Raw genomic sequence first — 24,139 nt, forward strand, 5'->3', positions numbered from 1 at the left:
ATCAAGGCTCCCATCTACGTCGTCGAACTCGCCGCCCAACGCATGCGCGGCTGGGAGCCAGAGGGCGAGCCGTTCCAGCGCATGCTCAACCACGGCATCGAGATCCCGCCCGAGGCCTCACGCGTCAACGGCTACACCCGCGAGATCCTCGAGCGTGACGGCGAAGCACCGCACGCGGTCTATGCCGCCTTCGCCGACTATGCCGGTGATCGGCCTTTGGTCGCCTATAACCTCAGCTACGACCTCGACTCGGTGTTGCTGCCGGAATGGGCACGCCTCGGCCTCGATGCGATCAGCCGCCCCGGCTTCTGTGCCCTGCGTCTCGCCCAGCGTCTGCTCGACCCCGTGCCCGCGGGCAACCACAAGCTGCAGACCCTGCGCCAGTTCTACCGCCTGCCCGCGCGCGGTGCCCACACCGCCCTGGGCGATGTCGAGACCGTCGTCGATCTACTGCAGAACGTCCTGCGCCCGCTGGCCGAGGCGCGCGGCCTCAACACCCGGGAGGCGTTGACCACCTTCACCCAAGCCCCCTGGTATCCCTCGCGCATCGCCTTCGGCAAGCACAAGGGCCGCGCCTTCCGCGAGGCGCTAACCGATCCAGACCTGCAGGCCTGGCTCCAGTGGCTAGCCTCATCCAGCAACTCCCGCAGCGCCCAGATGGGCCGCTGGTATCTCGAACAGCTCGCGGCGCTCGACGAAGAACCAGAGCACGAGCCGCCGATCATCGCCATCTCATCCGGCCAGGGGACCGGCCCCGCACTGGCGCATTACCGCAACCCCGAACGCGAGCGTCTGCAACAGGTGATCGCCGCCGCCCGCGAGCGGTTAGCCGATCTCACGGCCGAATACACCCAGGAGCACCAAGCCGTCGAGGTCGTGCGCGCGAGCCTCTTCGAGCGCCTGCGCACCCACTACGAACGCCGCGACCATCTGCGCCTGAAGATCGAGTATCGGCGTCGGTATCTGGACACCTTACTCACCGAGGGCGAGGAGGAAGCCGAGACGGTTCGGCCAGAGTACGAACAGGCCCGCGATGAGACCGAGCGTGAGTACGAGGAAGCCGCCGCCGAGGCCGCCGAGAACAAGGATCTCAGCGACGAGGAACGCCAAGAATTGAAGACGCTCTGGCGTAAGCTCGTGCGCCTCTACCATCCCGACCGCTTCGCGCATGATCCGGAGCAGCAGGACACCTATGAGCGCCTCATGCAGAGCGTCAACCAGGCGCGCGATCAGGGCGACATCGAACGGATGCGCGAGATCGCCAACGACCCAACCGGCTTCCTACAACGCCAGGGTTGGGGCAGCCTCGACTTCAGCGACGAAGCCGAGTTAGCCAAGCTCCGCCAGCTCTACGACAGTCTGCAGGCACGCATCTTGAGCCTGCTCGAAGAACTCTCCGACCTGCGCGAGAGCCACGACTACGAACTCTATCGCCTCAGCACCGAGCGCCCGGACTTCCTCGACGAGATCGCCCTGCAAATGAGCGACGAAATTGAAGCGGAGATCGCCGACCTTGAGACCGAGGCAAAAGCCTTGGCCGAGGAGATCGAGCAGTTAACGGGCGCCCCGGACCCATTCGACCGCGCGACCGATCGCGCTTGAGCGTTGTGCCGCCGACATCATGCCGGCGCAGCCAGGCGCACGCTCATCGGCGGCTGCGGCAACGACGGCAAGCCCAAAGGCGGATAACGAACGCGGATGACCAGAAGCTCCGCCAATCAGCGCGCGGACGAGCGCTGGGAAGCCTACCTGCGTGACGGCAACGAGCAAACCCGCAAATGGGACGAGCAAAATCGCAAATGGCATGAAAACCAAGCTGAAATTCGCCAGCTCAACGACGCCGTGCTAGCCATGGATGGAAAAAAAATGGACCGCAGCATGGGCTGTCCTGGGCGCGCGCTGGGGCATCCAGTCCGAGAAGGCCTTTCGGGACGCCCTGGCCGGCATTCTGGAAGACAATTTCGGCGCCGAGGTGATCAACTACAACGGCTACGATGACTCCGGCGAGGTCTTTGGCAAGCCCGAGCAGATCGAGCTGGATGTCATCATCTAAAACGGGCTGTTGATCCTGTGCGAGCTGAAGTCCTCCATCGACGAGGGCGGCATGTACCTGTTGAGCGCAAAGCCTACAAGGTGGCCGAGCGTCTGGGCATCGACTCTTATGGCGACTCGCTGGAGGTTCAGACCCTGTCAAGGTCTAGGAGGCTGATCTGGCCGCAGAGCGGCTGGTCAGGCCCGACTGTCAGGGCGATGCGAGGGCCTGATTCGCAGCAGGGCTGGTACCATGTGGGCCTGACACAAGAAACACCATCGCGGAGGCAACGAACAAGATGGAGATGACAGGCAAGATCACGCAGGTATTGCCGGAGAAAAACGGCACCTCGGCACGTGGGCCCTGGCGCAAGCAGGAGTATGTGATCGAACTCCCCGGCGACTTTCCGAAGCAGGTCTGCTTCATGCTCTGGGGCGACCGCATCGATCAATTCGGCATCCGCGAGGGGCAGGAGCTGACCGTCAGCTTCGACCTCGAGAGCCGTGAGTTCAACGGTCGCTGGTACACCGATGTGAAGGCCTGGCGGGTCGCACCAGCCGAGGCCGGCGGGCCAGGCAACATCGGGCTTGCCGACAACGAGCCACCGGCCTACGACGATGATCCACCGTTTTGATCAGCACCCCCCACAAGTGGCGGCTTGTCCATGACCGACGCGCTTACCGCTACCACTCGGCACCTTAATCCGTTGCGCGACTGAGGCTCCCCGATAGAAGGTGGTCGCGAAGGCGCCTACCAAGCGATGCTCATCGACGACGCGCCATTTGATGGCGCCACGCCCGGCACGATCGCCATTGCGCTCGAAAATCCAAGCAATGATCTGACCGTGCTCGCGCACCCCGTCAACGACCTGCAGACTGGTCTGCTCCCGCGGCCCTGGACTGTGGTCATTCACCGCCAGCGTCACGCCTTCACCGTATAGACGGCCGTCCTGCTCGCTGAGGGTCAGTTGGTACTGAAAGCGCCAGCCTTTGTAGGGCCCCCACTGCACCAGATGATGCAGCTCCCAGTCGCCATCAAGCAATATTCCAGCGCCGGTGCTGGCATCGAAGCGGCTGTGGATCACCGCCACTCCGGCGAGCAACATCACAACGGACGCAAGGGCCAGCAGGAAGGCAGTCACCGGACGCATTCTCATCGCAGCCGCTCCAAACTGGCTCGGACGGCTGTTGACGAGCAAACGCTCGGATGTCGCTTTCGATTGCCCTTGCTCAATGTCATTGACTCATCACTGCCTTTAGGGTGCCTGATCAACCCAATCACCTCCCGCCTCCCACTTCTGCGGGCCAAAAACAACCGTTGAACGCTGCGACAGACGGCCTCGGCGAAGAGCCTGGGGAGTGGTGCCGGGGCTTCTTGCATTCTGACCCGAAAATTCTTTACTCTGCTTCGTAACGTGCATTTTCGCAACAAGCGCCGAACTGCTAACTGTCGCACGCGCTGACGCGGCAAACACCCCCTTCAGGCCGACCGTCAACGATACGAGTGATCTATGTCTCAAGAACAGCCTATCAGCCAAACGCTGCCAACGGGCGTCATGCTGAATGCTTACCCCGACAGCATTGGCGGCAAGCTCGCCGACATTGTCGCCATGCTGAAACGGCGAGAGTTCAAAGACACCTTCTCTTTGTTCTACATCCTGCCGACCTTCTTCAATAGCGACCTCGATCGAGGCTTCTCGATCATCGACTATGGCCTCAATGAGGAGTTGGTCACCCCCGAGGATCTCGCCGAACTGCATCAGCTCAACATCAACTTCAAGCTCGATCTGGTGCTGAATCACCTCTCGGTGCAATCGCATCAGTTCCAAGATCTGATTGAACGCGGCAACGACTCGCCTTACAAGGATTTCTTCGTCGACTGGAACGAGTTCTGGCACGAGCACGGCACCCTCGGGCCAGACGGCTCGATCATTCCGACCGAGGAGTATCTGCAAAAGCTGTTTATGCGCAAGCCCGGACTGCCTATCCTCAAGGTGCGCTTCCCAGATGGCTCGGATCGTCTGTACTGGAACACCTTCTATCAGGATGTCAGCTACGGCGAGATTCTGCCCGAGGATCTCGCCGAGGTCGACGGCCTCAGCCCAGAGGACGCCCCGAAGGTGGCGACGCTGATCAACCAAGCCATCGCGGCCAAGGCCGACCCAATGGCAATTGATCTTGACGGCTATGCGGAGCACAAGGACGCCATCCTCAGCATCATCGACCGCAAACGCCAGTATCTCGGGCAAATGGATCTCAATGCGCGCTCGGAGCAGGTCTGGAGCTTCTATGAGGAGACCTTGCGCCGACTGCGCGACTATGGCGCCAAGATCATCCGACTCGACGCTTTCGCCTATCTGCACAAAGCTCCCGGCGAGCCCAACTTCTTCAACCGACCCGGCACCTGGGACTATCTCGAACGGCTGAAGCGCATCGCCGAGGCCAACGACCTCATCGTCTTTCCCGAGATCCACGCCGAATATGGCACCGGGCTGCATGAGGAAGTGGCGAGCAAGGGCTTCCCGATCTACGACTTTTTCTTCCCTGGCCTGGTCATCGACGCCCTCGAGCGGGGCACCAATCAGGCCTTGCTGCGCTGGATCGAGGAGATCCGCGCCAAGGGCCTGCAGACCATCAACATGCTCGGCTGCCACGACGGCATCCCGCTGCTTGACCTGCGCGGCAAGGCCGAAGCCGGCAGCTTCCGCGAAGGACTGCTCGACGAAGAACAGATCGAAGCCACCATGGCGCGCGTCACCGAGCGCGGCGGACGGGTCAAAAACCTCTATGGTCCCGATGGACGCAAGATCGCCTACTACCAGATCAATGCCACCTTCTTCAGCGCCCTCGGCGAGGACGAGCAGAAACTGCTCATGGCGCGGGCCATCCAGCTTTTCATGCCGGGCATTCCCCAGGTCTGGTATCTCGACCTGTTCGCCGGCAAGAATGACTACCAGGCTGCGGATCGTGGTGGCGCCGCAGGGCACAAGGAGATCAATCGCACCAACCTCTCGCTCGAGGATGTCGAGGCTGGACTCAAGCGCCTAGTTGTCCGCGATCAGCTCAAGCTCATCCAGCTGCGCAACACCTGCCCGGCCTTTCAGGGCCACTTTGAGGTGCATCCAACCGACGAGCAGCATCTCCGCATCAGCTGGCACCATGGCGACAGCCTCGCCACCCTCGACGCTGACCTGCGCAATAGCAGCTTTCGCGTCAGCGCCAGCAATGGCGGCGGAGAGGAGCAACGACTCGCTTTCGAGCGCTGATTGAACGGTGGCGCGATTGCGAGCCGATTCGTCCTGGCCGGTCAGCCCGAGCCGATCGGTCAGGCAAAGAAAGGGATGCGACTTGATTGACGGCGCGGCAGCCTTGCCTGAAACAGCAGCATCGCCGATGGCTGTTGCTATACTTCAATATTTGAGCTTTATTGCCAAACACTAACGGCCCAGGTACCTACCGATTTTGCTATGAAGATGCTGGTTGTCGACGATTCGCGCATGGCTCGGCGCATCCTCATTGGCCTGCTTCCCGATTCCCTGCGTGACAACGCAGAGATCCATCAAGGCGTGAATGGGGAGGAAGCCATCGCACTCTGGCGCGAGCATAGCCCCGATCTTATCTTCCTCGATCTCACCATGCCGGTGATGAGCGGATTCGAGGCCCTGGATGCGATTCGCGCGCAAGACCTCGACACTCCGATCCTCGTCGTCTCCGCGGATATCCAGGCCGGCGCCGTGGCGAAAGTGATGGCCAGTGGAGCCAACGGCTTTATCGACAAATCGAAGCTCGAGGTTGAGCTACGCAACAACCTGCAACGCTTGGGGTTTGTTTGATGCAGCAACTGGGCGAGGATCAGATCGACTGTCTAGGCGAACTCATCAACGTCGCTTACGGCAAGGCCACCGCTCGCGTTGCTGACATCATGGGCGCCTTTGCCACCATGCGCCCACCGCAGATCGCAGTGATCGATCGCGATCACTTCCGCCAGTTACTGCAACAGGCCTGTGCATTGTCGACGAGCTGCTACCTTGCACGGCAGAGCTTTATGGGCGACTTCAGCGGAGAGGTGGTCTTCCTGCTCGATGAGGCGTCTGCGACCAACATCACCGCCTACTTGCAATCACAACTCGACTCAGACGACAGCGATGACGCTGACCTGCTGCTCGAACTGGGCAACATCGTCACCGCCGCCATGATGAACGAGCTCTGTGCGCAGATGGATGCCCGAGTCACGCTCAGCGAGCCCGAGCTGCACCGCCTCAGCCTGCTGTCTGATGCCAACCGGAGCGCATCAATCGGCGTCTTCGATCACGTCATCAAGATCGAGACCCTCATCGAATTCGCCGAGCAGCAAATCCAAGGGCGTATCTTCATCCTCACCCACGGACAAAGCTTCGAGTGGATTCGACGCACCCTCAACCGGATGCTGGACGGCTTACCGAATTGATGAGATCCATCGCTGATCATCTTTCCAGTGGGCTCCTAGTCGTCGATCCAGAGCTGACCGTCATGGCCTGGAACCGCTGGATGACCGAGCACGCCGAGATCGCCCCAGAGACGGCCATCGGTCAACGCTTGGAGGCCTTGTTTCCAGCCTGTCCTGTCGCGACCCTGAAGCGACGCGTGAAAGCGGCACTCCAGCTGCAATCGCCGTCGTACCTGCAGCCACGCAAAGGCTACCTCTTCCCGGTCGCGCTAGACCGCATCATCGACTCGCATTTCACCTACATGCAGCAGCGTATCCGCATTCTGCCCAACGAGAATGCGCCACACAGCGCCATTATCGTCATCGACGATGTCACCGCGACGCGGGAGGCTGAAGCCCGCGCCGCCGAGGCGGCAGACGTCTCGCGGCGCTATCTTGAGCTGATCGACAACAACGTGATGACCCTCGGCGTCGATACCGAGGGGCGCGTCACCCGCGCCAGCTCCGCACTGCTGCAAGCCAGCGGCTGGACCGCCGAGATCCTGCGCGGCACCTCGCTTGACACACTCGGCCTTGGCCAGCTCGACGTCGACGAAATCGCCGCCGATGACAAGCTTCCGGAACGCCCCGTGCAGCGCGCCGACGGCAGTACCCTCTGGGTACGGGTGCGCAAGGCGCGCGGGCTCGAAGACAAAGAAGGTGACGAGCAGTATCTGGTGTTACAGGACATCAGCCTGCAGATGGAGATTCAGGCCCTCTCGGAGCGCGATACCCTCACCGGCGCCTACAATCGCATGAAGTTCGACCAACTGCTGCAGGCAGCCCTCTCGGCCGAAACGCGTTATGGCCAGCACTTTTCCCTGATCCTCTGCGACATCGATCACTTCAAGCGGATCAACGACAACCATGGCCATTTGGCTGGTGACGGCATCCTGAAGCAATTTACCAGCTTGCTCCAATCGCAGATACGCTCAAGCGACCAGCTTGCACGCTGGGGCGGAGAAGAATTCGTCGTGCTGCTGCCGATGACCAATGCGCAGGAGGCCACCGCCGCCGCCGAAAAGCTGCGCCAGGCCATCAGCACGCAAAGCTGGCCGCCGATCGGCAAGCTCAGCGCCAGCTTCGGCGTGGCCTTCCATGTCCCCAACGAGTCCGCGGATGCGCTGCTTGACCGCGCCGATGGAGCCCTTTATCAGGCCAAGGAAGCAGGCCGCGATCGCGTCCGTCTAGCCGACTCAGCGGCTGGCGAGGACAACTGAACAGCAACAAGCAGCCGACACTTGGCAGCGCTTTGGTAAACCCGCCTGAGACGCCGCAGCCAATCAGCCTGCAACGCTTGTTCAACAGCCTGCCTGTGTCCACCTGCGGTTGATAGAATCCTCTGTCAATCATCATCACGCCGAGCAGCCAACCGGACTAGGTCGCCACTGGCATCCATCACGGCCTCAAACTCGATTGGCCGACAGCAGACAGAACAATCTTCGATGTAGCGATGACTGCCAGCTAAGCCGTCAACCAGGGCATCGATCTGCTCGCCGCAGTAGGGACATTGCACCTGAATCTCTGTCAGCATGGGAACCTCTGGGCGACGCTTAGCCGTCTTGTGCTGGTTTGACTCATCCTAGCCGATCTGTCGAAATGGACATTATCACTGCGCTGCGGTGCTCAATCTGTTCCCGACCTGATCCACAAGCGCCCCATACGGAGAGCCGACCATGAAACTGCTTGCAACCGACCTCGACCGCACCCTGCTACCGAATGGGAGCTGGCCGGCAGACCCCGGCGCCATCGAGCTGTTCAACGAACAGACCGAGCGCCAAGGGATCTTCGTCGTCTATGTCACCGGTCGCAACCTCCGCCTGGCCGAAGCCGCGATCCGCGAGTTCGGCATCCGCCATCCCAATGTGCTGATTGGCGATGTTGGAACCTCCATCCGTCGTTTCGAGGACGGCCAATGGCAGATCGATCAGGCCTGGGTCGAACATGTGAAACAGGTCTGCCCGCGCTGGGACGCTGCAGCGGTTCGCGAGGCTGTTGCTGACCTCGACGGACTGCGTGAGCAGGAGGCCGAGCATCTAAGCCCCTTCAAGCAAAGCTATTATGTCGATCACGCAAACAAGGATGCAGTCATGGCAGAGGTCACCGAGCGGACTCAAGACCGCTTCGATGAGGTCGCGATCTACAGCTTCGACTCGCAGAGCGGTGATGGCCTACTGGATTTCTTGCCGAAGGCGGCCACCAAACAGACCGCGCTCGAGTTCCTCGCCGAGCAGATGGGCGTGCCCAAGCAGGAGGTCGTCTTCTGCGGCGACAGCGGCAACGACGTCTTCCCGCTCACGGCGGGTTTCTCAGGCGTGCTGGTGCGCAATGCCGATGAGCAGCTAGTCGAGAAGGTGCGTGAGGCCATGGCCGAGAACCCCGGCCTGCGCGCCTACTTCGCCAAGGGTGGCTTCAAAGGGATGAGCGGCTATTACACGAGCGGCGTGCTCGAGGGCGCGCATCATTATGGGGTGTTGGCCGAGGCCTAACCCTCATCTGGATATCCATCTGGATTTTCACGTTGCCAGCGCCAGGCATCGCCGACCATCTGCTCGAGCCCGCGCTCGGCCTGCCAGCCAAGCTCGGTTCGGGCATAGGTAGGATCAGCGTAACAGCTGGCGATATCGCCCGGTCGCCGCCCGACGATCCGATAAGGCACCGGGCGGCCGCTCGCGGCCTCGAACGCGCGCACCATCTCGAGCACGCTGTAGCCCTGTCCGGTGCCGAGGTTACAGGTCAGCAGCCCTGGCGCATCCTGTAGACGCTCGAGCGCGGCCAGATGGCCCAGCGCCAGATCGACGACGTGGATGTAGTCGCGCACCCCAGTGCCATCTGGGGTTGGATAGTCATCACCGAAGACCTGCAGCGCCTCGCGCTTGCCAACCGCGACCTGAGCGATGTAGGGCATCAGGTTGTTCGGAATGCCGTTCGGGTCTTCACCGATGCGCCCACTCGCGTGCGCGCCCACCGGGTTGAAATAGCGCAGCAGCGCGATGTCCCAGCCCGGATCGGCGCGATACAGGTCGCTCAGGATCGCTTCGATGAAGAGCTTGGTTCGTCCGTAAGGATTGGTCGCCGAGAGCGGAAAATCCTCGCGAATCGGTACCCTTTCGGGCTCACCATAGACGGTAGCCGAGGAGCTGAAGACCAGGCGCTTGACGCCTGCCTGGCCCATCGCCCGGCACAGCGCAAGGGTACCGCCGATATTGTTGTCATAATAGTCGAGCGGGATCTCGGTTGACTCGCCGACCGCTTTGAGGCCCGCAAAATGGATCACGGCATCGAACGGATGCGAGGAGAACAAGGCATCGAGCGCGGTCGCATCACGCAAGTCGGCACGCACGAAGTCCAACGACCGGCCACTGATCTCACGCACTCGCTGTAGCGACTCGATCTTGCTGTTGCAGAGATTGTCGACCACGACCAGCTCATGCCCGGCCGCCAGTAGCTCAACGCAGGTATGGCTGCCAATATAGCCCGCCCCGCCGGTGACCAAGACCTTCATAGCGCCTCCCGCAGCAATGGCGCCGATTGCAAGCCAATCGACGACTGAATCAACACAAAGCCGGCAGTATAAAGGAGCCAGCACGCACAGGCTCAGCGCTGGCCAGCTTAGAAACTGTCCAGCAACCTCTTCCTGATTTGAGCGCCAGTCTAAGGCGATCATCGGCAAGTAGAAAGTAGAGAGCCGCCACGATGCGGAGCCCAGGCAGCCTCTCAGGTCGCCGAACGCTGTAACCGCAAGCGGACCCGCAATTGCCGCAGCCGCTCTGGCGCAATGACCTCCTGGGTCAGGATCATCTGCGGATAGCGCAGCCAGCCGACCCGAAAGTGCAGGATCACCAAAGGGACCGAGATCAGCGTGCTCGGCAACAGCACCGCCTCGCATTGTTGGCCATTGCGAAACCGGAGCTGCCAGCCCTGCTCGGACCAGATCGCTTCCCGGAGCGACCAGGGCGCCAGCCCCAGGCACTGTGCCCACAGGCCATAGCCGAGGCTGAGCACGACCAGCAGCAGCAACAACGCACGCGGCACCAGCGCCAGCGGCATCAGCAGCAAGACGCCTGCTGCGAGCAGATGGGTCGCCACCAGCATCAACGCCAGCACAGCTGAGCGACGCGGCCGTAACCGCAGCGACGATCGACGTCGATGCTCGCTCATCAATCGCTCGCTGAACGCTCGCCGATCCACTACAGGTAGAACGTCATCATCAGCAGGAAGAACAAGGCGACCGAGATGATGTCGTTGCCGGTAGTGATGAAGACACCGGTGGCCATCGCCGGGTCGATGCCGACGCGCTCAAGCAGGATCGGGATACTCGCACCAACGAGCACCGCCACCAGGATCACCGACAGCAGCGACAGCCCCGCGGTCAAGGCCAGGATGATCGGATGCTGCACCTCGATGAACTGCGTCGCCAACAGCACCAGCAGGATCAAGACCGAGGCCGCAATGGCGCCATTGGCCAACGCCGCGATCAGCTCCTTACCGAGGCGCCATCCCAGATCGGCAAAGGTCACGGTCCCGCTCGAGAGGCCCTGAACCGCAACCGTCGCGGCCTGGATACCGGCATTGCCGGCCATCGACATCACGATCGGGATGAAGCTGGCTAGGATCGCCGCTTTTGCCAGCTGCTCCTCAAAGGCACCGACCACCGCCGCCGACAGCGTCGCCCCAGCCAATCCGGCCAGCAGCCAGGGGATGCGCCCGCGAATGATGCGCCGGATCGGTTGATCCGGCCGCGAGTCGGCGGGCAGGCCCGACATCAGGTTCAGGTCTTCCTCGGCCTCTTCCCGCAGCACGCGGCGCAGTTGTTTAGGAGTGATCCGGCCGATCAGACGCCCGTCGCGATCGACCACTGGCACCACCGAGAGCTCATAGCGATCGGCGAAGCGCGCCACCTCTTCCTGATCGGTCTCCGGGCCAACGGCGACGAAATCGGTCTGCATGATCTGCTCGACCGGCGTCTCCTTCGGTGCCAGCAGCAGATCGCGCAGACGCAGATAGCCGACCGGACGTTGCTCGGCATCGACCACGTTCACCGCATAGAGCTTCTCGATCGCCTCGGCATTGGCGCGAATGTCGGCGGTGACCTGGCCAACGGTCCAGTCGACCGGCACCGCGACGAACTTGCGACTCATGATGCTACCGGCGGATTCCTCGCCGTAGCCGCGCAGCGTCTCGATGGTCTCGCGCTCGCGCAGCCGTGGCAGCACCTGTTCGGCGACCTCGTCGGGAAGATCGTCGAGCGCATCGGCGGCCTCCTCGGGCTCGAAGCCGTCGAGCACATCGATCAGCCGTTGCACCGCGACATCATCGAGCAAGGCGGCCCGGAACGAGGGATTCAGCTCGGCGATGATGCGCAGCTGCGGCTGATCCAGCCAGCTGGTCAGCTTGCGTGCGCGTTTCAGGGGGAGGTGCACAAACAGCGAGACCATGCTTGGCGGTGGCATCCGGCGCACCGCCTTGAGCACGGTTTCGCGGGCGCCGGCCTTGATCAGCCGGGCGAATTCGTCAACGACGGCTCGATTCCGCTCGCTCAGATCCTCACTGACCGTCTTGTTGTTATCGGCATGCCAGATGAGCGGGATTTGGGGCTTCTTGGATGTCATCTCATGTTCCTCCAGCGGAGCAACCACTCCACCGGCTCGGAAACAGGCTTTCGAGATCGCCGGAGCGATGCAGCACCGCAACCCCAAGGGTAAAGCCGCGGTAGCGCACCATCACCTGACCTGGTCTGCAGTCATTAACCTGCTCAGGGCTTGGGCGCATCAGCTCGCGGCGCAGATAGGCATCGCGCTGCTTGGGGCTCAGCTCGAGGGTCTGGCGGGTCGCGGCCGCGCCGAGCAGCAGCGCCGCGCCAGTGGTGAGCTTCGGCGGACGGATGTTGGTGCGATAGGCGAACAGACCACTGCCCTGTGGCGGCGGTACTGCTGACGGCCGGTGATCAGCGGCAACCAGATGCAGTCCACGGCGAGTCTGGCGATGCAGCCGGCAGCTAGCCAGCGCTGCTGCCGGCAGCCCATAATGCTCGCTCAGCCCCTGCAGCCAGTGATCATCATCGACCTCCAACTGCAATCGAGCGGGCTCAACCTCGGTCGAGCCGATACGCGGATCATCGCTATTCAAGCGAACTTCCAGGCTAGCGACTGATGCAGACTTCTGCAGCACTGCAACGAAAAAGCCTCCGGTATCATTCGCATGCGGCCAAACGCGCAGACAGCGCGACAGGCTTGGGTCGAGGTCACGACCTTGCCAGTGGGTCACGCCAGCCCCGGTCAGCAGGCCCGGAACCTGGCAAGATACTAACTCCAGGTTGCCGTTCTGCTCATCGAGAACCTCGGCAACGATCAGCTCGTTCTCTTCCGGTGCGAAGGTACAGGTCGAGTAGAGGATGCGCCCGCCGGGCCGGCACAGTTGCACCGCTTTGCGCAACAGTGCACGCTGGCGGCCGGCCATCCGCTGCGAGCGCTCGGGGCCAATGCCGGAGTGTGCACGACCAGGTGCACGACCAGATGCACGGCCAGGCGCATTGCGGCCAAGCGCATCGCCACCCGTCCGGGATGCCCCGTACCCGCCGCGCTGCGCCAGGCTCGGATTGCGCCGCAGCGTGCCCTCGCTCGAGCAGGGGGCATCGACCAGGATGCGATCGAAGGCGCCGGCGGCTGCGGGATAGTTGCCGCCATCAGAGCGGGTAGTACTCGCGTTGAGCACGCCAAGCCGATCCAGGTTGCCTTGCAGCGCGGCAATGCGCTCGGCAGAGAAGTCATTCGCCAGCAAGGTTCCACGGTTACCGAGCGCTAACGCCAGCTGCGCGGTCTTGCCGCCGGGCGCCGCGCAGAGGTCGAGCACGCGGTGGCCGGGTCTCACATCCAACAGCATCACCGGCAACTGCGACACCGCCTCCTGAGCATGGGCCAGGCCAGCGCAATACCACCAACGCTGACCGGCCTTGAAGCCAGGCGGCAACCGCAGCGCGATCGAGCTGGCTGCCGTGATCAAGGCAGCCGCAGGCGCTGCCAGGGGATCAGGCGCGGAAACCCGCTGTGCCACCGACGACCACCAGGGATTCAACCAGCTCACCGGCTCGGCGCTAACCCCCTCCTCCGCGATCAGCTCGAGCAGTTGCTGCCCATCGATGCGCAGCGGATTGGCCCAGATCCAGGTCGGCAGTGGTCGCATCAGGGTCGCGATGAAGGCATCCCACCCGTCGACATCCCGATCAAACAGGCAGCGGTAGCGGCCGAGCACGGCCTCGAGATCGGATTTTGCGGTCGATGGGAGGAGCATGAATGGGATCTCTAGACGATTGCCACTGCGGTCATCGCCCTGATGACCCTAGTCATTCAGCAGCCAATCATCCGGCCTAAGCCGGTTCAAGGGAATGAGCCGGTTCAAGGGAAACGCAATGCTGAGCCCTGCGGCTTGTCGGTACAGTGGAGACCAGTCTAGTAGGGACCAGTCTAGTGGGAACCCAGTCTAGCGGAGGCCAGGCTTGCAGCCGCGGGTGATTTCGCCGCATCTTACTGGTATCGGGATGGCTCAACCATCCAACCGTCCAGGAGTCCCCATGTCTCAGCGCTCAGCTACCACTGCCCCGCCGCTTCGCCAGATGCTAGAGGGCCTGATCTCGGTGCCCTCGGTCAGCAGCGTCAATCCGCACTTGGATCAGAGCAACCGTCCGGTGCTCGACCTGCTCGCCGGCTGGCTCGAAGACGCCGGCTTCCGGGTCGAGATGCTGCCGCTTCCCGGCCAGCCCGAGAAGGCGAATCTCGTTGCCACGCTGGGTGGTCATGGACCGCGTGGCAGCGGGTCTGGTAGCACTGGGTCTGGTAGCCGCACCGAGCCAGGCAGCTCTGGCATGGGCAGCACCCCGATGAGCAGCACTGGCTTGGCCGCCTCGGGTCTGGGCAAGCTCGGCAGCGAGGCGCTCAGCGGCCTGGTCCTTTCCGGTCATGCCGATACCGTGCCCTTTGACGAGCACCTCTGGCGCTATGACCCCTTGCGACTGACCGAGGCCGATGGGCGTCTGTATGGCATCGGCACCGCCGATATGAAGTCATTCCTCGGGCTGGCGATCGAGGCCGCGCGTGGCTTCAGGCCTGCGGATATGAAGCGGCCGCTGATTCTGCTCGCCACCGCGGATGAAGAGTCGGCGATGCACGGTGCACGCGCATTGGTCGAATCCGGGCGCACCCTCGGCCGCCATGCCATCATCGGCGAGCCGACGAATCTGCGTCCGGTGCGCGCGCACAAGGGCGTGATGGCAGAGGCGATTCGGCTCACTGGTCGCAGTGGCCATGCCAGTGATCCCAGCCTGGGCAACAACGCCCTAGAAGGCATGCACGAGGTACTGACGGCCCTTTTGGCCTGGCGTGATGAGCTGAAACGCAGGCATCGTGATCCAGCCTTTGCAATCGATCACCCGACCATGAATGTCGGCCACATCCATGGCGGCGACAACTTCAACCGCATCTGCGGCCATTGCGAGCTGCACCTCGATATCCGTCCGCTGCCACATCAAGAGCCAGAGCAGTTGCGCGCTGAGCTGCGGGAGATCATCGCCCCCATCGCCGAGCGGCGCGAGCTCGCGCTCGAGATCGAGCCCTTATTTCCGAGCATCCCGCCCGCCGAGACGGCAACCGGCGCTGCCATTGTGCAGGCCGCTGAAGCGCTCACCGGCCATCACGCCGAGAGCGTCAGTTTCGGCACCGAGGCGCCCTTTCTCAATGCACTCGGCATGGAGACCATCGTCTTCGGTCCCGGCGACATCGCACAGGCGCACCAACCCAACGAGTATCTTGCGCTAGACCGTATCCCGCCGATGCTCGGCTATTTGCGCCAGCTCATTCAGCGCTTTTGTGTCGATGACTGACGGGGCTTGCCATGCCAACTGGGCAACTGGCCAACTGGCGAGAGAAGGAGAGCGATATCCAACAGGCTTTGATTGACACCCCCCGCGGCGACGGCTGGCCGCAGCGTCGGCTACTGCTCCTCGATTGCGAGCGCGCCGCTGGTTTGCCCGCCGCTGCCAACCTGATTGCTCAATGCAAGCCGGAGCGGGCGGTCTGGATGAGTCAGGCCCCAATCCCAGAGGCGATATCCGCAGTGATGTCCGCCCTGGCCTCTGAACTGAGCCACAGGGCGAAGGCGGGCGAAAGCACCGGAGCAAGCAACACCGCACTCCGCTCTATGATCGATGCCATACCTCCGAGCAAGATTCAGCGGCTGCTGGGTGGTGAGTGCGACCTGCTGATCGTCGACCTCTGGAGCGGCCTCGACGCGGACGCGCTGGGGGCCGCCGTCGGCAGCCTGCGCGGTGGCGGCTCGCTGCTGCTGCTCGCCCCGCCACTGGCCGATTGGCCGCGCTGGGTAGACCCTGAGGCCGCACGTCTTGCTCCGCACCCCGACTCCGCCGCCAAGGTCGGTAGGCGCTTTATCAGCCGCCTGGCGCGACTGCTACAGACCTTTGCCGAGGCGGAGCGACCTGATCGGTCATTCGATCCTTCAAACGCTTGCCGGGACAACAGGATCAATCGGTCAGCGGCACAGCCTGCGACCCCCGATCAGACCGAAGCGGTCGCAGCGATCTGCGCACTGGCTGCAGGCCGGGCACGACGACCACTGGTACTCACCGCTGATCGCGGACGGGGCAAGTCCGCCGCGCTCGGCATCGCTGCCGGTCGCCTGATCGCCTCGCGGCACTCAAGGATCATCGTCACCGCCCCGCGGCGCAGTGCAATCCAAACCTTGTTCACACATGCACGAGCCAGTCTGCGGGCAACCGCAGGCAGCGCGACAGGGGCCGTCACAGGGGTCCTGACAGGAGGTACAGCAGAAACCGCGACAGAGACCCTAACTGAAGCCTTGCTCCGCTTTCAGGCGCCCGATCAACTGCTCGCGACCCTTCCACATACAGACCTGCTGTTCATCGACGAGGCCGCTGGCATTCCCGCGCCCCTGCTCGAACAACTGCTGATGCACTACCCACGGGTCTGCTTCGCGACCACGGTGCATGGCTATGAGGGAAGCGGACGCGGCTTTGATATCCGCTTTCGCGCCTTGCTCGACCAGCGCACACCAGGCTGGCGAGCGTTGCGACTCAACACCCCGATCCGCTGGCGGCAGGGCGATCGCCTCGAGCAGTGGATCAATCAGCTACTGCTGCTCGATGCGGAGCCGGCATCGGATGCAGAGGTCGTCGCCGCCGATCTTGCCGCGGTGCGCTTCAGGCTGCACGAGCGCGATCAGCTCGCGACCAACGAACCCTTCCTTCGCCAACTGTTCGGGCTGCTGGTGCTCGGTCACTACCAAACCCGGCCCAATGACCTGCGTCATCTGCTCGATGGTCCGAATCTCCAAGTCGCCACCCTAAGCGTTGGGGCTGTCGTCTTGGCAACCGCCTTGATTGCCCGGGAAGGCAGGCTGGAGCCCGCTCTGATCCAACCCATCTTCGAGGGCCGTCGCCGGCCACCTGGACACCTACTGCCGCAGACCCTCTCGGCGCACGCCGGATTGCCTGAGGCACCGCGCCTCGGCTTTGCCCGCATCCTGCGCATTGCCGTGCATCCAGCGGTGCGGCGGCGCGGATTGGGACAGCGCCTGATCGAGTCGCTTGCGGAGCAAGCAGGCGCGGATGGGCTCGACCTGATCGGCGCAAGCTTCGGCGCCAGCGCTGAACTGCTCGCCTTCTGGCGCCGCTGTGGACTGGCGCCGTTGCACCTGGGATCACATCGCAATGCTGCCAGTGGCGCTCGCGCGGCGGTCGTGCTGCAAGCGCTGAGTCCAGACGGCGCCGATTTGATCGAGCAGGCGCGCGAACGCTTGGGATCTGACCTGCCCGTCCTGCTCACCGGCCCGCTGCAAGACGCCGAACCAGCGCTGATCGCAGCCCTGCTGCAACAAGCATGCCCGCGCTCGCCTGGACCGCCCGCAGCAGCAGATCAGCGGCAGATCGATGCCTTCGCCAATGCTCATGCTAGTCTTGAGGTCGCGCTTCCTGCGCTCGAGCGTCTGGTTCGAGACCGGCTTGCCGTCTCGACAGACAGCGGGATCAAATGCCGGCTCTCAAGGCGGCAGCGTGATCTGTTGATCCTGAGCATCCTGCAACGACGCCGCGTCGAGGCGGTGGTCCGCGCCCTTCAACTGAGTGGCCGCGCCGAGCACTTGCGGCAGTTGCGCGAGGCCGTCACCGCGCTACGCTCAATCGGCAATCAGGATCAGGTTGATCACAACAATAGGAGCCCTCAAGCCCATGACCCCGACCAAGCTGCAATTGAAGAAAGACCAGGAACGCCGTCTGTTAGCGGGACATGACTGGGTCTACAGCAATGAGATCGACACCGATCGGACACCGCTGAAGCCGCTCGAGCCCGGCCAGCCCGTGGAAGTGTTCTCAAAACGCGGGCGTTGGCTCGGCTATGGCTATGCGAATCCACGCTCGTTGATCGCGGTGCGCATGACCAGCCGCCAGCGGGAGCATCCGCTGAGCCCCTCATTGTTCGTCGAGCGTATTCATCATGCCCTGGCACTACGTGAACAGCTCTATCCAACCCCGTTCTACCGGCTGATCCATAGTGAGGGCGACGCCCTGCCCGGTCTGATCGTCGATCGCTATGGCGACTTGCTGGTGGTGCAGATCACCACCGCCGGCATGGAGCGCGAGCGCGGCAACCTGCTTGCGGCACTCGAGCAAGTGGTCCGCCCAACAGGCATCCTATTGCGCAATGACACCGCCGTGCGCGAGCAAGAAGGGCTGGAGCAGGGGATCGACTGGGTGCTCGGCGAGGATCAGGGGGAGATCGAGCTCAGCGAGGGCGGCCTACGCTTCCAGGTCTCGCCACAATTCGGTCAAAAGACCGGCTGGTTCTTCGATCAGGCCGACAACCGGCAGCAACTGCATCGTCTCGCGCCGACCGGCGCGGTCCTCGACTGCTGCTGTTATCTCGGTGCCTGGGGCTTACAGGCTGCCGTTACTGGCGCGCGCTCGGTCACTTGCATCGACAGCGCCGCCAGCGCACTCGCAGCGGTGCACGCCAACGCGGCGCTGAACGGTCTGCAAGCGCGCGTCAACAGCCTACAAGGCGATGCCTTTGATGCGCTGCGGGCGTTGCGCGATGACCAGGCCCGCTTTGGGATGGTGATCCTCGATCCGCCAGCCTTCATCAAGCGTCGCCGCGATGAGGCCGAGGGACAACGTGCCTATCAGCGGCTGAATCGGCTTGGACTCGAGGTGCTCGAGGCTGGCGGGCTGTTGCTGACCTCGTCCTGTTCCTTCCACATGGGACGCGAGGACTTTCTACAGACGGTGCAGCAGGCGGCGCGGCGGGCGGGACGCCGGCTGCAGCTGATCTTCACCGGCAGCCAGGGACCGGATCACCCGATCCATCCAGCGATTCCAGAGACCGCCTACCTGAAGATGCTGGTACTGCGGGCATTGGACTAAACCCCTCATCAAGCGCTTCCCGATTTCGGGCCCGCTGTAAGGCTGATCATCGGGAAGTCGAGACGAGAAAGCTTGTTCGTCCGGCCCCAGTCAGCGTGATGACATGGGCGCGCTAGGGCCAACGCATCTCAAAGATGCAGGCGTCGGCGCCCATGGCCTGACATTGGCTTTCGGTGACCTGGGTCCGGCGGTTGACCAAGGTCGTGAACAGCCGCTCAAAGGCACCGCGGTAGAAATCGCACACCGGTACATCGGCTTGGCTACCACGGCACAGCGGACAGTCTTGGATGCGCACACGCACCGGCCGACCAATGGTATAGCTGAAGTCCCCGCTACCGGAGAAAGTCCAAGCATGTTTGCCAACGGCCTTGAGCAGCATGCGACTCGCCACTCCCGGCGGCAGGAGCTTGAGGATGCGCTGGGCTGGCTTGGGGATACGGTGGGCGAGCAGATAGTCACCGGTACGCAGGCCGGCATCATGGCCGATGCAACGGGCGGCTTCGGCATCTAGCTCGGCCCGGAGCGCCTGCTGCAGTGCGGTGACATCACGCTCGTCGACCATCGTCTCCGGCGGATCAGCGAGATAGTGCCCGAGCCCGGCCGCGGCGAACACCTCATCGGCCGAGCCACGCGCTGCCATCAGTGCCTCGGCGATCCGCGTGATGGCGTTAGGACCGATACGGACAACGCCTTTGCTGTTGTCGAGAGGGCTCATGTCGAGAGGGCTCTCATAGCGAGCGCGAGAAGTGCCAGCGAGAGCGATCCCACTCGAAGTAGGCACCATGCTCGCTGCAGAGGGTACGCAAGAAGTAGCGTCCCGAGGGGGTGATCCGCAAGCGATCAGGTTCGATCTGGACAAGGCCGTCGGCGGCGTAGCTGGCAAGCCGCGCGTATTCATCGTCGAGGCAGCCTGCCGCGATCTCGGCCGGTAGCTCAAGGTTGCAGATCATGTGCTCAATCGCATCACGTCGACGCCGGTCGCGGTCGCTCACCCGATGTCCGTGCGCGACCGGCAGCTCGCCGCGCTCGACCCGCGCCGTCCAGGTGTTGATATCGACCTCGTTTTGTACACAGAAGCCACCAACGTCGCCAATCGCTGCGCTACCGAAGCCCAGCATGTGGTCGGTCTCGATGCCGGTGTAGCCAATGCAGTTCCGGCGCAGCCGCCCTTCCTCCTGCGCAATCGCAAGCTCATCGGTATCCAGCGCAAAGGCATCCAGCCCAATCCAGGCGTAACCAGCCGCTGTCAGGGTGTTGACGGCGCGATGAAACAGCACCTGTCGCTCTGTCGCCGAAGGCAAACGATGCGCGTCGATGGCGTATTGATGGGTTCCTCGGGCGGTGGTGCGAGCATAGCCGAAACAGGCGATGCGATCTGGAGCCAGCTCGACGATCGCGTCCAAGGTGTCTTGAAAGCTCGCCTCGGTCTGCTCGGGCAAGCCATAGATAAGATCAAAGCCAATGGCATCGAAGCCGGTCTCGCGCGCCATCGCGTAGACATCGCGAATGAGATCGATCGATTGCAGGCGTCCAATCGCACGCTGAACCTTTGGGTTCAGGTCTTGAACACCAAAGGTCACGCGCCGGTAGCCTAGCGCATGCAGCAGATCGAGCTGACCCGCCGAGGCGCGGCGAGGATCGCATTCGATCGAGAGGTCGGTATCGGGGATGATGCGGAAACGGCGCTCGATGATCTCGGTCAACCGCGTCAATTGGGCGTCGTTCAGGTAGTTCGGCGTGCCGCCAGCCAGGTGCAACTGCAGCACATCATGATCGGTATGGAGCTGCTCGGCAGCCAGGGCCATCTCTCGATCCAGGCCGTCGAGGTAGCGGTCGATCCAGAGCGTGTCGTGCGTGACCGTGGTATTACAGGCGCAGTAGAGGCAGCGTCCGGGGCAAAACGGGATATGGATGTAAAGCGAGAGGGTCTCGTCTGGATGCTGGGCGATACTGCTCAGGGCTTTCGCATACTCTGCGCTATCGAGCTTATCGATCCAGTCCGCTGGCATACTGGCAGATTGGGCGTAGCGCGGCCCCAGCTCAGCGATTCGGGCCAACTGTTGTGGCGACACCTCCGTTGGCGCAAAGTTCGACATGAGATAACCTCAGTGATGCGGGGGGCGAAGGAAAGCATAGCCACACAGCTCCTTGATCCGCATGTTCGTTATCGATCCGGATCTGACCTCTGCGGACGCGGAGACACCGACTGCGTCGCCGTGCCGGTAAACTTAGTGAAGCGGCGTCGTTGAGGCGTTGACGCACATCAACGCGCAGGCTGATCCAGCACATTCTAATCTACCGATTTCCAACTCGGCCCGAGTTCGCTCGATCGCCCGAGGTGGTCACCCAACGCCAGAGTGCCGCATCGGCGAGCGGCAGCACCAGGAACCAATGCTCAAGAATGGCTAGCGCGAGTAGGGTTGCGGCAAGGATCAACGAGACCCCTGCAAAGCAGGTGGTCGACAGTTCCAACGCCGCCTCAACCAGCAACGACATGACCACTGTCGCCACGCTGACCGAGACCGGAAACAGCAGGTTCATCGGCCGCTTGCGCAGATAGCTCGTAATGAAGCGCACATGGTCCGGAAGCCAGTCCTCATTTAGGTTTGGAACCCCTAAGAAGAGGTTCAGCTTTGCGCTCCAGCGCATCAGCCAGAGGATCACGAAGGCCCAGGTGCCAACCTGGTTAGCCGCATCCCAGGTTACCCCGACCAGCAGCGCAGCAATCAGGAGCAATAGAAGCTCATGGTAGATACTGGTGCCGAGGGCGAGGCGGAACCGGCGCCAGCCTCTGCAGCCAGGAGGACAAGGTTGCTTATGCGGGCCGGTGACCAAGCCCATGAAATAGACCATCTCGAGCCAACCCCAGACAAGAACGCCAGCGGTGAAACCGAGATAGGCGCCCCAGAGGTCGTGACGGTCGCGCACCAGAAAAATCACCCCGACCAGTAGGATCATCAACGCTGTTGCAGCGATCAGGCTAGCGCGATAGGTGCGCGGTGGCAGACCATTCAGATAAAGAATAACGCCGGTACTGAACCACCAAAGGAACAACGCGTAGCCGATCGCTAGGGCATAGCTCGACATCCAGACGTTGACCCCTCAGTCGCCAGCGTCCGTGGCAACCACATCGGCAAGTGGCTTAGGCTCGGCGCGCAGGAGCTTAGAAAACGAGGCCATGTTGGTCGGACCAAAGGCACGAAGATCGATTTCCGTGCCGACGCTCGGATCGCGAAACACCAAGCGACCATCCTCCAGCAGCGCGAGCTGGTAAGGGGCATCGAGCGGCAGATCACGGGCGTTACGATCACGTACCATGCCCCGCATCACCCCCATCGCGAAACCATCGACCCCAGACTCCATCAGACCCACCACAGCGTCGCGATCGGCGCCGTTTGGCCCCGGCAAGGTCGCCATGGTCAGGCCCCCACCAAGCTCCTCGAAGACCAGCTCACGGGCCTCAACCACTGGCGCGAAGGGCATTTCGACACCACCCACCCCCGTCAGCCGGACCATTGCGGCCGCTGCGATGACGAAAGCGATCAGCAAGGCCGCGCCGATCAACACGCCGCGCGGGAAGGGGCGGCCCTCAAATGGGTCGCTCATCGCTGTACTCCTCGGCGCAAGATTGGGCGCAAGATTGAGCGCAAGATAGAAGGTGAAAAGCCATCCCGCTCAACACCTGTAGAAGCACCGGTAAGCGATCACTGACCGCCAGCCTCAGCCGCGGATGGCTCCATTGCCGGACTTTGGACGGGGGCCTTGGACTCAGGATTGGAATCCATCCCCTGGGCATGGGTCGTCTCGACCGCTTCCGCATTCTCAGCGATCGCCGAGCGCAGCGCTTCCGCCAAGAGGTCCGCCACCTTGGCCGCTTCTGGAATGCTGCGCAGCATCGGTTGCGCTTGCGTGAACCGCCAGGGACGCACGTTGGGCCACATGATGAAGTAGTTGACGCTCTGACCTTCGGTCAGGACCAGCGGGATATCACCCGATCGGTCCGGATAGGTCCGCAAGCCGGCACTCTCGACAATCTTGAACGGGATATTGACCGCCATCGGCAAGGCGACGCCAAATCGAATCACCAACCGTCGGTCGGTAATGCTATAGACCGTCGAGCGACTGTAGAGCCAGGCCAGCAGCGCCAAAATCCCCACTGCCAGCCCGCCCAGCAGCGCCAACCAGAGCGTTGCCAACACCGCCTCCTTCAGACCTGCCCCACTGCTGATCATATAGACAAAGCGCAGCAGCATGAGCAGCCCGAAGTAGAAGGCGACGGTGCGGACATAGAACGCACGCCTGGCCAAAACGCGCCAGTGTGGCGCGCCCTGCCAACGGAGCGCCTCCCCAGGGGGGAGGTTCTCCGGCAAGCCGTGAACCGGCTCGAAGGCAAACTCACTCACAGAAACGGCTCCGCGCGCTCTGGAGTGGCATACAGGGTTCCGCCGCCGTAGTAAGCGGTGACCATATCTTCTTCACGCATGGTGATCTGGTCATAGCTCTTCAGGGTCGGCACGCCGGCGAACTGAGCACCGGTAATGGCGTTAACGTCCACATAGCCTTTCTTGCCTTTGACCACACACATAGTGATCGGCAATAAGACCCGCTTGCCACCCGCCGCCTCGAGCTCGAGGTAACGGATCTGCGGCTCGGACTGATCGACCCAGATCTCCTTCACGACACCGCCTTGCGCGCCGTCACAACCCTTCACGGGCATACCACGAGGATCAGGATCTTTGTCCACGACCTCAAAGTGCTTGGCAAGCCGCATCGGGGCAATCTTCGGCCGACCATCTTCGGTCAGATCCGGCTCATCCAAACGCATCGCATAGGAGCCAGGGCCAACATTGGCCTTCATCGGATCACCAACCGGTGCCAAAGGCGCACCCGGGAACGGAGCGATCGGCTCGGCGTTGATCTTGTACTGTGGCTGTTCTGGACCAGGCTTGACGACCTTGGTGCCGGTGTGTGGCATCAGGAAGGTCTTCGGCTTCGGCATCGGCGGGAAGCCTTGCATCATTTTCACGCTGCGCAAGCGTTGGGACTCAACCGGGTAGCCTTCACGTTTATCTTCACGACGAATCCAGAAGATGAGCGCGAAGAAGAAGAACCAGAACACTAAGAGTGTGAGTTGGGCAACATCGATGTAGTTGGTAATCGCACCAGTGGGCATCGGATAACCTCCGTTGGCAAGGTGA

General features: G+C 62.5%; 23 protein-coding genes. 11 read left to right on the plus strand and 12 right to left on the minus strand.

From position 1 onward, the window contains the following. The 3 genes from VBE63_RS04250 to VBE63_RS04260 form a co-directional block, all read left to right on the plus strand. Positions 1-1,602: exonuclease domain-containing protein (locus VBE63_RS04250; RefSeq protein ID WP_323681752.1), on the plus strand; the 1,602-nt coding region annotated here is incomplete at its 5' end. Positions 1,603-1,855: 253 nt separating this feature from the next. Continuing rightward, positions 1,856-2,053: a DUF3782 domain-containing protein gene (locus VBE63_RS04255; RefSeq protein WP_323681753.1), complete on the plus strand. Its 198-nt coding sequence runs from the start codon at positions 1,856-1,858 to the stop codon at positions 2,051-2,053. Positions 2,054-2,330: 277 nt separating this feature from the next. Next, positions 2,331-2,666, plus strand: coding sequence for a DUF3127 domain-containing protein (locus tag VBE63_RS04260; protein WP_323681754.1), 336 nt, complete (start codon positions 2,331-2,333; stop codon positions 2,664-2,666). On the opposite strand, the gene VBE63_RS04265 is transcribed toward VBE63_RS04260, so the two are convergent. Then, entirely contained in the window at positions 2,667-3,188 is a 522-nt protein-coding gene (locus VBE63_RS04265; protein ID WP_323681755.1) for a hypothetical protein, read from the minus strand. It abuts the gene before it with no gap. 354 nt (positions 3,189-3,542) lie between these two features. Between VBE63_RS04265 and VBE63_RS04270 the strand changes: the two genes are divergently transcribed. The 4 genes from VBE63_RS04270 to VBE63_RS04285 all read left to right on the plus strand — a co-directional run bounded on the left by VBE63_RS04270 (position 3,543) and on the right by VBE63_RS04285 (position 7,716). Then, positions 3,543-5,297 carry an alpha-amylase family glycosyl hydrolase gene (locus VBE63_RS04270; RefSeq protein ID WP_323681756.1) on the plus strand — a complete coding sequence of 585 codons (1,755 nt, stop codon included), beginning with the start codon at positions 3,543-3,545 and terminating at the stop codon, positions 5,295-5,297. A 201-nt stretch (positions 5,298-5,498) separates the two neighbouring features. Further along, positions 5,499-5,864 (plus strand): response regulator, encoded by a 366-nt coding sequence (locus VBE63_RS04275; protein ID WP_323681757.1) that lies wholly within the window; start codon positions 5,499-5,501, stop codon positions 5,862-5,864. Further along, positions 5,864-6,478, plus strand: coding sequence for a hypothetical protein (locus VBE63_RS04280; RefSeq protein WP_323681758.1), 615 nt, complete (start codon positions 5,864-5,866; stop codon positions 6,476-6,478). Before VBE63_RS04275 ends, VBE63_RS04280 begins: the two co-directional genes overlap by 1 nt. Next, positions 6,478-7,716, plus strand: a complete 1,239-nt coding sequence (locus tag VBE63_RS04285) for a diguanylate cyclase (protein ID WP_323681759.1) — start codon at positions 6,478-6,480, stop codon at positions 7,714-7,716. Before VBE63_RS04280 ends, VBE63_RS04285 begins: the two co-directional genes overlap by 1 nt. 125 nt (positions 7,717-7,841) lie before the next feature. Here VBE63_RS04285 and VBE63_RS04290 read toward each other — a convergent pair whose 3' ends face one another. Further along, positions 7,842-8,030: a CPXCG motif-containing cysteine-rich protein gene (locus VBE63_RS04290; RefSeq protein WP_323681760.1), complete on the minus strand. Its 189-nt coding sequence runs from the start codon at positions 8,028-8,030 to the stop codon at positions 7,842-7,844. A 142-nt stretch (positions 8,031-8,172) separates the two neighbouring features. On the opposite strand from VBE63_RS04290, the gene VBE63_RS04295 reads away from it, so the two are divergent. After that, a complete protein-coding gene (locus VBE63_RS04295; protein WP_323681761.1) occupies positions 8,173-8,985 on the plus strand; it encodes an HAD-IIB family hydrolase in 813 nt (270 codons plus the stop codon). Here VBE63_RS04295 and galE read toward each other — a convergent pair. The 4 genes from galE to VBE63_RS04315 all read right to left on the minus strand — a co-directional run bounded on the left by galE (position 8,982) and on the right by VBE63_RS04315 (position 13,786). Next, the gene (galE, locus tag VBE63_RS04300; RefSeq protein ID WP_323681762.1) at positions 8,982-10,001 is read right to left on the minus strand and encodes a UDP-glucose 4-epimerase GalE; all 1,020 of its coding nucleotides are present in this window, start codon (positions 9,999-10,001) and stop codon (positions 8,982-8,984) included. The two genes, VBE63_RS04295 and galE, sit on opposite strands and share 4 nt — an antisense overlap. A 212-nt stretch (positions 10,002-10,213) precedes the next feature. Beyond that, positions 10,214-10,657 (minus strand): hypothetical protein, encoded by a 444-nt coding sequence (locus VBE63_RS04305; protein WP_323681763.1) that lies wholly within the window; start codon positions 10,655-10,657, stop codon positions 10,214-10,216. A gap of 29 nt (positions 10,658-10,686) precedes the next feature. After that, complete coding sequence (mgtE, locus tag VBE63_RS04310) at positions 10,687-12,108, minus strand: magnesium transporter (RefSeq protein WP_323681764.1); 1,422 nt, start codon at positions 12,106-12,108, stop codon at positions 10,687-10,689. A gap of 1 nt (position 12,109) precedes the next feature. Then, positions 12,110-13,786: an RsmB/NOP family class I SAM-dependent RNA methyltransferase gene (locus VBE63_RS04315; protein ID WP_323681765.1), complete on the minus strand. Its 1,677-nt coding sequence runs from the start codon at positions 13,784-13,786 to the stop codon at positions 12,110-12,112. 280 nt (positions 13,787-14,066) lie between these two features. On the opposite strand from VBE63_RS04315, the gene argE reads away from it, so the two are divergent. Genes argE through VBE63_RS04330 form a run of 3 tightly spaced genes read left to right on the plus strand, consistent with a single transcriptional unit; the run spans position 14,067 to position 18,941 of the window. Continuing rightward, on the plus strand, positions 14,067-15,371 hold the full coding sequence (argE, locus tag VBE63_RS04320) for an acetylornithine deacetylase (RefSeq protein ID WP_323681766.1): 1,305 nt from the start codon (positions 14,067-14,069) through the stop codon (positions 15,369-15,371). A gap of 11 nt (positions 15,372-15,382) precedes the next feature. Further along, entirely contained in the window at positions 15,383-17,812 is a 2,430-nt protein-coding gene (locus VBE63_RS04325) for a tRNA(Met) cytidine acetyltransferase TmcA (protein ID WP_323681767.1), read from the plus strand. Further along, a complete protein-coding gene (locus VBE63_RS04330; RefSeq protein WP_323681768.1) occupies positions 17,751-18,941 on the plus strand; it encodes a class I SAM-dependent rRNA methyltransferase in 1,191 nt (396 codons plus the stop codon). The genes VBE63_RS04325 and VBE63_RS04330 overlap by 62 nt, the downstream gene beginning before the upstream one ends. 112 nt (positions 18,942-19,053) lie before the next feature. Here the strand turns inward: VBE63_RS04330 and bchJ are convergent, their stop codons facing one another. The 6 genes from bchJ to puhA all read right to left on the minus strand — a co-directional run bounded on the left by bchJ (position 19,054) and on the right by puhA (position 24,114). After that, positions 19,054-19,656 (minus strand): bacteriochlorophyll 4-vinyl reductase, encoded by a 603-nt coding sequence (bchJ, locus tag VBE63_RS04335; RefSeq protein WP_323681769.1) that lies wholly within the window; start codon positions 19,654-19,656, stop codon positions 19,054-19,056. 13 nt (positions 19,657-19,669) lie between these two features. After that, on the minus strand, positions 19,670-21,037 hold the full coding sequence (gene hemN, locus VBE63_RS04340; RefSeq protein WP_323681770.1) for an oxygen-independent coproporphyrinogen III oxidase: 1,368 nt from the start codon (positions 21,035-21,037) through the stop codon (positions 19,670-19,672). 199 nt (positions 21,038-21,236) lie between these two features. Continuing rightward, entirely contained in the window at positions 21,237-22,028 is a 792-nt protein-coding gene (gene puhE, locus VBE63_RS04345; protein ID WP_323681771.1) for a putative photosynthetic complex assembly protein PuhE, read from the minus strand. 15 nt (positions 22,029-22,043) lie between these two features. Then, entirely contained in the window at positions 22,044-22,547 is a 504-nt protein-coding gene (puhC, locus tag VBE63_RS04350; RefSeq protein WP_323681772.1) for a photosynthetic complex assembly protein PuhC, read from the minus strand. 98 nt (positions 22,548-22,645) lie between these two features. Beyond that, positions 22,646-23,344, minus strand: coding sequence for a photosynthetic complex putative assembly protein PuhB (puhB, locus tag VBE63_RS04355; protein ID WP_323681773.1), 699 nt, complete (start codon positions 23,342-23,344; stop codon positions 22,646-22,648). Next, entirely contained in the window at positions 23,341-24,114 is a 774-nt protein-coding gene (gene puhA, locus VBE63_RS04360; protein WP_323681774.1) for a photosynthetic reaction center subunit H, read from the minus strand. Before puhA ends, puhB begins: the two co-directional genes overlap by 4 nt. Positions 24,115-24,139: the final 25 nt, after the last annotated feature.

This window comes from Lamprobacter sp. (genome assembly GCF_034860625.1).
In the GTDB taxonomy this organism is placed as follows: domain Bacteria; phylum Pseudomonadota; class Gammaproteobacteria; order Chromatiales; family Chromatiaceae; genus Lamprobacter.

Coding starts and splice junctions, on each gene's coding strand:
- puhC (WP_323681772.1), bottom strand. CDS start 22,547: ATGAGCGACCCATTTGAGGGCCGCCCCTTCCCGCGCGGCGTGTTGATC.
- VBE63_RS04255 (WP_323681753.1), top strand. CDS start 1,856: ATGGAAAAAAAATGGACCGCAGCATGGGCTGTCCTGGGCGCGCGCTGG.
- VBE63_RS04275 (WP_323681757.1), top strand. CDS start 5,499: ATGAAGATGCTGGTTGTCGACGATTCGCGCATGGCTCGGCGCATCCTC.
- VBE63_RS04265 (WP_323681755.1), bottom strand. CDS start 3,188: ATGAGAATGCGTCCGGTGACTGCCTTCCTGCTGGCCCTTGCGTCCGTT.
- VBE63_RS04290 (WP_323681760.1), bottom strand. CDS start 8,030: ATGCTGACAGAGATTCAGGTGCAATGTCCCTACTGCGGCGAGCAGATC.
- VBE63_RS04280 (WP_323681758.1), top strand. CDS start 5,864: ATGCAGCAACTGGGCGAGGATCAGATCGACTGTCTAGGCGAACTCATC.
- VBE63_RS04330 (WP_323681768.1), top strand. CDS start 17,751: ATGACCCCGACCAAGCTGCAATTGAAGAAAGACCAGGAACGCCGTCTG.
- VBE63_RS04295 (WP_323681761.1), top strand. CDS start 8,173: ATGAAACTGCTTGCAACCGACCTCGACCGCACCCTGCTACCGAATGGG.
- VBE63_RS04285 (WP_323681759.1), top strand. CDS start 6,478: ATGAGATCCATCGCTGATCATCTTTCCAGTGGGCTCCTAGTCGTCGAT.
- VBE63_RS04315 (WP_323681765.1), bottom strand. CDS start 13,786: ATGCTCCTCCCATCGACCGCAAAATCCGATCTCGAGGCCGTGCTCGGC.
- hemN (WP_323681770.1), bottom strand. CDS start 21,037: ATGTCGAACTTTGCGCCAACGGAGGTGTCGCCACAACAGTTGGCCCGA.
- galE (WP_323681762.1), bottom strand. CDS start 10,001: ATGAAGGTCTTGGTCACCGGCGGGGCGGGCTATATTGGCAGCCATACC.
- mgtE (WP_323681764.1), bottom strand. CDS start 12,108: ATGACATCCAAGAAGCCCCAAATCCCGCTCATCTGGCATGCCGATAAC.
- puhA (WP_323681774.1), bottom strand. CDS start 24,114: ATGCCCACTGGTGCGATTACCAACTACATCGATGTTGCCCAACTCACA.
- VBE63_RS04260 (WP_323681754.1), top strand. CDS start 2,331: ATGGAGATGACAGGCAAGATCACGCAGGTATTGCCGGAGAAAAACGGC.
- bchJ (WP_323681769.1), bottom strand. CDS start 19,656: ATGAGCCCTCTCGACAACAGCAAAGGCGTTGTCCGTATCGGTCCTAAC.
- argE (WP_323681766.1), top strand. CDS start 14,067: ATGTCTCAGCGCTCAGCTACCACTGCCCCGCCGCTTCGCCAGATGCTA.
- puhE (WP_323681771.1), bottom strand. CDS start 22,028: ATGTCGAGCTATGCCCTAGCGATCGGCTACGCGTTGTTCCTTTGGTGG.
- VBE63_RS04325 (WP_323681767.1), top strand. CDS start 15,383: ATGCCAACTGGGCAACTGGCCAACTGGCGAGAGAAGGAGAGCGATATC.
- VBE63_RS04305 (WP_323681763.1), bottom strand. CDS start 10,657: ATGAGCGAGCATCGACGTCGATCGTCGCTGCGGTTACGGCCGCGTCGC.
- VBE63_RS04270 (WP_323681756.1), top strand. CDS start 3,543: ATGTCTCAAGAACAGCCTATCAGCCAAACGCTGCCAACGGGCGTCATG.